This is a genomic window from Phenylobacterium sp. (assembly GCF_035276905.1).
In the GTDB taxonomy this organism is placed as follows: domain Bacteria; phylum Pseudomonadota; class Alphaproteobacteria; order Caulobacterales; family Caulobacteraceae; genus Phenylobacterium.
The window spans coordinates 1-6,407 of the sequence record NZ_DATELG010000441.1; the positions used below are offsets into that span (position 1 = coordinate 1).

The following is a 6,407-nucleotide window of genomic DNA, read 5'->3' on the forward strand; positions in this document are numbered from 1 at the left end:
AGTCCGTCTCTGACCTTATTGATTCGCAAATATGACAGCGAGGAAAGGACAGCGTTTAAATTCCCGTACGACGTATCCAGGTACCCTATGTGAGTACAGACCCCGATGCTTCCGACGAACTCGGCCGCATTAACGGACCTCCGGACGTGATGTTCGAAAGCGCCGCCTCGAGGCGGACCAAGATGGTCGGTACGGTTGGCCGCCAAAAAAACGGCGGCGCTCGCAACTGCGATCAGCAAGACCGCGCTCATCAGGAGATCGGAAGGGCGGCGGACCAGCGCCATGCCGGGCCAGTTCAAGACCGACCCGCGCTGGCCAGCATGCTCCGAACCGCGCGGATATCGCGCAAGCGAGGCAGCGGGTCAGGCATTCCGAGCCGCAGGGCCACGGCCATTCCGCCCCATAGAAGCGCCACTCTCGTCGCCGTGCCGATGAGCAAGCCGACCGCGCCGCCAAGCGCGCCCCACCGCAAGGCGAGGATCGAAACAGCAACCACGGTCACGGACGCGCTTGTCGCCTGGACAGCAGAATTCAAGCCCGGCCGGTTAACGCTGGTGTACAGCTGCCCGCCAATGTTGGCGCAGCAGAACAGCGCTCCCTCGAGGGCGAGAACCCGGAGCGCCGGTACGGCCCCCAGATAGCGCCACCCAAACAAGACATTGACGACAGCGTGCGCGGAGATCTCAAGTGCGAAAAGGGCCGGGAGAAACATCAAAAGACTTATCTTTAAAGTCAAATCATGAACGCGCTTCGCATATCCAGATTCCAAAGAAGACATCTTTTTTATCATCACCGATGACACCGGTACCAATACAGACAACACTCTGGATATGCTGTATGCCACGACGTATTTCCCCAGCTCTGCCGGAACGATCAGGAAAATAAGCAAAATACGGTCAGAAAACCCGGCCGCGATAGCCAACAGGTCTCCAGGGGCGGCGCGATACGCAAACTGAACAAGTTCCGACAGGGCCGCGGGCGTCGGTCGAAGCGGCGGCTGCAAGGTGCGCAACAGTCGCGGCGCGACAAGCAGCAGCGGCGCAATACCACCCACAAGAAACGCCATGCCGGCGGTTCTTATATTGAGCGACCCAGAAAAGAAAAGTGCAGAAATTATAACGGTATAGGTTGCGTGCTGAGAAAACGCATTGACGTTAGCCGAGATAAACTGCCGATCCGCATACAGCACCTGCCGCGACAGGACGCCGAGAACTGTCGATAAGGCAAACGGCATACAAAGCAGCGCGACCTCGTAAATGTCCGGCTTTTCTCGCAAAAAGGTGCGCGGAGCCAGTATGGCAAAAGACAGCCCAAGCACGCCCACTAAGATCGACACCAATAGAGCCGCCGAGCTCGCGTAGGCGCCGGCTCTCGAGGGCGACCGCGAGCAGCAAATCAGCAGGCCCGCTTCCGAACCGACCGCCGAGACCGCCCCCAATATGTATGGCCAGGTTGTCCCGGCGGCGAAGACGCCGCGGTCATGCGGCCCCAAGCCGCGCGCCAGCAAGGTTCCCGACCCGAGCGTCATGAGCATGGACGCCGCGGTCAACAGCACCGACTGGATAGCCGCGCCGCCTGCGGTCTTCCCACCGGCCGCGTAACGAAACAGGTCGCGGCCGAGACTCCATCCATTTTGCAGCCACCTCATGGGCCACGGAGCTCACGGTAGACGGCCATTGTCTCGGCCTCCACCCGTGGAAGGCCGTATGCGGCCAGACCTTGCCGCGCGCGACTGCTGAGCGCACGCCGCTCTTCATCGTCGTCAAGAAGCCGCATCATCGCCTCCGCGAGCGCGCGGCTGTCCCCCGACGGCACGAGTACGCCCGCGCCTCCCCCGTCCAGCGCCTCTGGAATGCCGTCAACATTGCTCGCGATGATGGCGCATCCGGCCTCCCGCGCCTCGGACAGGACGAGGCCGAACGGCTCCCGCAGCGAGGCGAGCACGAAGAGGTCCGTCGACAGGAGATAGGTCCGCGGGTCTGGCACGAAGCCTTCGAAATGAATTCGCGACGAGTATTCCGTCTGCTGCGCCAAAGCCTCAAATCGCTTCCGGTCCGCTCCCTCGCCCACAAGGTAAAGGTTGATCCGACGATTTTTCGCCGCGGCGAGCGAGAAGGCGCGGATCAGGATCTCAATTCCCTTGCGCTCATACATCCCGGCGACGGTAGTTATCGCCGGTCGTTGGAGGGGCTGGCCTCTGATCTCGGAGATCGCGCCCAGACGGGGCGTACCCACCGTGCCGTTCTTGACCGTTCTGATTTTGGATGCAGGAACCCCGCGCCCGATCATCGCAATTTCAACAGCTTTGCTGACGGCGATCACCCGATCGGCCCATCCCATCAGTTGGGCTTTCTTCTCATATTCGTTGTGCACCGTCGAAACGGTTCTGAATCTCGAGAAAGGCTGCAGAAGACGGGCCATCATCAGGCCCCGCGTCATGTGGACATGTATTATCTCGGGATTGAACACCCGGACGATACGGCGAAGGGTGGCGACGGCGCTGAAGACCTCCGATGGGCTGGAAGCCAGCGGAACCTGTTCATGACGGACGCCCTGCTCGGCAAGCAGGGGGACGAAAGCGCCCCCGCTCGAGGCGACCAGAACCTCGCGCCCGTTTCGCGCCTGCTCGCACGCAAGATCCACAGCGGCGTTGACAATGCCGTTCCCGACCCGCTCGACATCGTTCAATAGGTGCAGAATTCGCAACGCCGCCCACCCCGCTATGACCATTCAGATGCGCCGCGGCGTGGCAGAAGGCGCCGCATCCCGGCCATCTCGCGACGGCCGCGGCGCACGTCTTCGAGGTGGTGTTCCAGCGGCTCGCGATGACGCGCGCCCACGACGAAGCCCGCGTACATCAGCACCGCGGGGCCGGATATGAGCACGTTGTAAGAAGGCGACTGGCTGAGGCCGGCGACAGCCAGGGCCAGCCCGGCGGTCGCCATGTTCGACCGCGCCGCGCCGCGCGCGGCGCCGGCCAAGAGCCACACCAGGCCGGAACCGAACAGGATCGCGAAAGGCACGCCCAGGCCGGTCACCAGGTGCAGCAACGCGCTGTCGATGTTTCCGCGTCTGGCGTCGAGACGCGCGTCGCCACCGCTCAGCCGCGTGGCCGCGTCGGTGCTTCCCAGCCCCTCGCCGAGGAGAACCGGCCCCAGCTCGAAATTGCGGTAAAGCGTCAGGCGGTCGCGCAGGCTCGCGTCCTGGCCGCCTGCGTGCAAACTCTGCAGCCGGAGGCCTACGGCCGTCGCGATCGGACCGTAGCTCAGCAGCGGCGCGGTCGTGACGGCGAGGACCAGCACCATCACGCCAAGGCGCACGGAACGCTGCAAAGCTCGGGCCGGCGCCGCCACGAGGATTGCGACGAACGCCACGACGACCGCCAGCCATTCGGAGCGGACGAGCGACAACAGCAAGGCCACGAACACGCAAGGCAGAAGCAACCAGCGCGACTTCCTCGCATCCAGAAAGCCGGCGATGAGGCCGGCGACCATGACCGCTGCGAAAGGAACTGGAGAGTTCAGCGGTCCGAAGACGCGAACCCGGAACGGGGCAGGCAAGCCAATTCCCAACACCTGGGATCCGATCATCCAGAATCGGTCCCAGATCGGCGGCGATATGAACTGGAAGATTCCGTAAATCGCGGCCCAGAACGCCATAAGCGTCACAGAAGACAGGAATTTCGCTTCCAATCGTCCGGTGACGTCTCGGCAGCCGGCGATATAGGCCGCAAAGAATATCGGGGTCATCCAGGTGACGCCGGCATAGAGCGCCGACGCCGGAGAATTGTTCACGAACCCCGTGAGAACCCCGACGCAAAGCGCGACTATCGGAATGACGAGCGCGGGCATGGTTCGGAAGCCGCGAACGATCTGGCCTGGCGCAGCCAGGCAGGCCAAGGTGGCGAGGATCGGCGCCAGCAGCACCGGACTGAGCGGGTTGTAGGCCGACTGCCAATCGGCGACGCGTCGGACGGCGGGCGCCCAGATCCATACGCCGAGCACGAAGGTGACGTAACTTCCAGGCCGGCGCGTCAGCAACGCAGCGCAGCCCAGGCAGAGCACTGGGAAGACCGCATTCAGCAGCCCGGCCTTGCCGACGAGCGCGAGGCCGCAGACGCTCACTCCGCCCAATCCGAGCGCAAGCCATCCTACCCTTGAATCCATCCCGGTTTGCGGATCGGGGCGGCGCTGGAAAACGCCCCCTGCGGCCCCCGCCCCGATACCTGATGTCTTAGGAGCCGGCGGCATGGTCGGGCTCGCCAGGAGCCGTGACGGCCTCCGCGATGCGCCTGTGCAGATCGCGGGCTAGCTTGGCCACCTGCGGCTCGTGCAGGATGGTGACGTGCGTGGCGTCCAGAGGCGCCAATTCGGCCTGCGGCGCGACCGACCGCCAGCGTTGCAGGTATTGGGTCGGATTAAGCGCGCGAGCTTCGTAGAGGACGACGGGCCCGTCCCATGGATCCGGCACGTAGCACATGATGGCGTCGTAGAGCCTGGCCATGAACTGACGCTGTTCCGGTGGGAAGCGATCGAGGCTTACCGAACGCTCCAGCTTCGGCGCGACCTCCGTCGTCCGGCGCGCGAGGACCTGCTGGAGGCGCGTAAGATGGGACCTGCTCCAGCGCCGGAAGGCCGAGGCCGGAAACCCCTTCTCTGTCGCCCGGCATGCGGCGAACCACTTCGGCAGATTGCCCCCCATAACGATCCAGTAGCGGGGATCCCAGGGGTGCAGGTCGGCGCTCGGGATCTCAGGCGCGCCGTCGATGGCGACCACAAGCGCGACTTCGCGGCCTCGGGCTCGCAGGGCATGAGCGACCGCGAGCGCAATCGCCGCCCCCGCGGACCAGCCTGCGACGACGATCGGGCCGCCCGGATGAGCGGCCGCCACGGCGCTCGCATAACTGTCGGCGAGCGCCGTCACCGAAGCGCCGAAGCTGGGCTCTTTCATCCGCTGCGGCGGAGCCTGGACTCCGAACACTCGCACTGAGCCGGCCAGACGGCGCGCTAGGGCGAGGAAATCGGTCACGCCGGCGCCGACGATCGAGTGAATGCAGAACAGAGCGGGACCCTGAGCCTCGGGGTCCGCCGCGCTGGGGTTGAGCGGCAGGATCACAGAGTCCGAGCGACGCGTGACCCTGGCGAACAAGGCCCGGGACGCGGCGATTTCATTTGCCGCGCGGAGCATCTGCTTCTGGTTTTCCGAGGGCGTTTCCAACATGTCAGGAGGTCAGTCCGAGAGAGTTGGGCAGGTCGGAGGTCGCGCGCGACGCCTGTCGGAGCTTCGCAGCGGCGACCGTCTCCAGCCAGTTTCGGTAAAACCGCACGCCATGCCGGCGCCATGGCGCGACCGGCTGGAAGTCGCGGGCGATCGCGTCGCATTGGGCGATCAGTTCCGCGGGACGCCCGGCTGATACCAGCGATTGGAACGATTGCTCGACCTGCACGTCGAAGTAGCCGCGAGGGAATTGCGGCCATGCCTGCTCGCCGCGCAGCAAGCGCCCGAGATCGCGGCGGTACTCCCTGAGAAGCGTGTCGGGCTCGTATTCCGGGTGCCCCTGCAGGAAGACGAGCAGGCTGTCCTCCGCGCGCAGGAACGCATCAACGCCGGCCTCGTCGGACTGCGTGAGGATCTGATAGCCGGCGGCGGCGAGTTCGTCCGGCACGAGGGCGTTGTAGCGCGAGTGGGGCGTGCGCACCTCGCGCCCAAGACCGGCGCTCAACGGACCGTCGGCCGCCCGCCTAAAGGCGAAGACGCCCGAGCATTTCGCAGGCAGCCGCCGGCGCTGCAGACCGTCCATGTGCAGGACCGCGGCGTGGGCTGCGAGACAGGAAAACAGGGTGGAGTGCGTCCGGCCGCGCGCCCAATCGATCAGGGCCGCCAGCTCGGGCCAATAGGGCTCCTCGCGCAGATCCGGCGCATGCGGCTCGCAGCCGGTCACGATCAGGGCGTCGGCGCCCATCGCCTTTAGCGCATCGACCGGCGCATACCGCTCTTTCAGCGCCGCGAGCGCCAACTCTCCGCGTGACACGCCCGGCAAGGCGTAGAGCCGCAGACTGACATCGAACTGATTGCGGGAGGCTTCGGCCAGCAGGCTGGCGAACTGGCGCTCCGTCGCCACCAGCGCCGCGTCCGGCATGTTGTTGACAAGGCCGATTTCGAGCGGCGTCGAGCCTGGAGCGCGCCGGTCGAACCGAATGGCCCGGGGCCGGCGCGCCTCCGGAGAGCTGCGACCCACGGCCGCCGGCGACGATCGGGCCAGCCTGACGCGGGCTGCGGCGTGGAGGGCCTGGTCGAGGTCTTCGAGGATGTCGTCGATGTGCTCGACGCCGACGCTGAGGCGGATCATCTCGGGGGTGACGCCGGCCTTGGCCTGGTCGTCGGGGGACATCTGGCGGTGGGTGGTG

Annotated in this window: 5 protein-coding genes; all 5 read right to left on the reverse strand. The window is 65.4% G+C overall.

Translation table 11 applies throughout. The annotated features are described in order from the left end of the window. Positions 1-295: 295 nt before the first annotated feature. Positions 296-1,648 (reverse strand): hypothetical protein, encoded by a 1,353-nt coding sequence (locus tag VJS38_RS20930; RefSeq protein WP_324090083.1) that lies wholly within the window; start codon positions 1,646-1,648, stop codon positions 296-298. Next, on the reverse strand, positions 1,645-2,688 hold the full coding sequence (locus tag VJS38_RS20935) for a glycosyltransferase family 4 protein (protein ID WP_324090084.1): 1,044 nt from the start codon (positions 2,686-2,688) through the stop codon (positions 1,645-1,647). Before VJS38_RS20935 ends, VJS38_RS20930 begins: the two co-directional genes overlap by 4 nt. A gap of 32 nt (positions 2,689-2,720) precedes the next feature. Next, positions 2,721-4,124, reverse strand: coding sequence for a hypothetical protein (locus tag VJS38_RS20940; protein WP_324090085.1), 1,404 nt, complete (start codon positions 4,122-4,124; stop codon positions 2,721-2,723). Between the two features lie 109 nt (positions 4,125-4,233). Next, positions 4,234-5,217 carry an alpha/beta fold hydrolase gene (locus VJS38_RS20945; RefSeq protein ID WP_324090086.1) on the reverse strand — a complete coding sequence of 328 codons (984 nt, stop codon included), beginning with the start codon at positions 5,215-5,217 and terminating at the stop codon, positions 4,234-4,236. A gap of 4 nt (positions 5,218-5,221) precedes the next feature. Then, positions 5,222-6,407 (reverse strand): homoserine O-acetyltransferase/O-succinyltransferase family protein (locus VJS38_RS20950; RefSeq protein WP_324090087.1); only part of this gene is annotated, 1,186 nt, incomplete at its 5' end.

What these genes read in the sequence shown, in the direction of transcription:
- VJS38_RS20930 (WP_324090083.1), bottom strand. Translation starts at nt 1,648, where the DNA reads ATGAGGTGGCTGCAAAATGGATGGAGTCTCGGCCGCGACCTGTTTCGT.